The organism is Streptomyces sp. NPDC104367 (assembly GCF_055583825.1).
The window spans coordinates 1-1,396 of the sequence record NZ_JBVJND010000099.1; the positions used below are offsets into that span (position 1 = coordinate 1).

Here is a 1,396-nt window from a genome sequence, read left to right on the forward strand (position 1 = left end):
GGCCGTGGCCCTGTCCACGCAGATCCGCGCCGTGTGGACGGCGTTCGCCGCCGACGGCGACCCGGGCCGGCCCACATACGACATCGAGCAGCGCCTCGTACGGATCTTCGATACGCGACCGGCCGTCATCGCCTATCCGGAGGAGATCTCCCGGCAGTTGTGGCAGAGCCACGACTTCCCGGCGCTCCCACTGGCCGGCCGGTGGCGGAACATCCGGCCAAAACATCTCAGGAGCGGTTTCCCTCGCGGCGCCCGGACCTACCCCTGGCACAGGCGGCGGTACGCGGCGTCGGGGAGGAGGGTGCGCCATTGGGCCGGCGAGAGGCTGCCTGCCGTGCGCGCGCAGATCCGGGCGGCGGCGTAGGACGGGGTGACGGGGTACGTCCGCAGGGAGGCGTGGGTTCCGGCGGTGTACAGGGCGTTGCCCCCGGGGCTGAAGGCGAGGGCGGCGATATTCTCGCCAGGGGTGGTGATGCTGGCGAGGGCCTGGTGGCTTGCGGTGTCCCAGAGCTGGAGCGAGCCGGAGTCGCCGCCCACGGCGAGGGTGCTGCCGTCCTGGCTGAAGGCGAGGGCGCTGACGGCCTCCGGGGTGCCGTTCGCGACGGGCGGCGGGAAGACGTCCGGCAGGACGCCGAACCGGTGGCTGAGGCTGCCGTCCCACAGGGCGACGCGGCCGGAGGCGTCGCCGACCGCGACCCGGGAGCCGTCCGTGCTGAAGGTGAGCGACTCCACCTCGTCGCCCGGGCTCAGCGACAGCGTCGCCGCCCCGCCTGTCCCGCCCGTCCCGGCGGGCAGGTGGGCGAGGCTGTTGCCGACGACGAGCAGGCGGCCGTCCGGACGCAGCGCCAGCGCGGTGTCGCTCAGGTCGCTCAGTACGGACGTCCGGCGGTGCCGCTCGCTGTCCCACACCTCTACCGTGGCGTTCTCGCTGACGGCCTGCGACCGCGCGGCCACCAGGGCACGGCCGTCGGGCCCCAGGGCGATCCGCTCCACCGCCAGCGCGGGGGTGGAGGCGGAGAGGTCCAGCGTTGTCCGCGCGTGGTCGCGGGCCAGGTCCCAGACCACGAGGAGCTGACCGGTCGTCACCCGGCCGGGGACGGAGACGCCGTACGCCAAGGCGTTGCCGCCCGGGTCGAAGGCCATCAGTGGCAGGGCGTCCGCCACGGCGACCGGACCGCTGCCGTCGGCCGCGGCGGGCAGCGGAACAGCCGGCAGCGTGCGGAGCAGCCGCCCGTCGCTCGTCGCCCGCAGCCGGAAGACGTAGCCCCGGCCGGACTGTTCGGCGGTGGCGAGCGTACGGCCGTCCGGGCTCAGCAGGACGTTGCCCAGCGGGCTGCCACGCCACCCGGAGGTGACGGCCTCGCCCAGGTCGAGGGCGTGCACCGAGCCTCCTTCG

The 1,396-nt window shown here is 74.7% G+C and carries 1 protein-coding gene; it reads right to left on the reverse strand.

Going from position 1 to position 1,396, the window contains the following annotated elements:
• Positions 1–258: 258 nt before the first annotated feature.
• Positions 259–1,396: WD40 repeat domain-containing protein (locus tag ACZ619_RS45845; RefSeq protein ID WP_469612008.1), on the reverse strand; the 1,138-nt coding region annotated here is incomplete at its 5' end.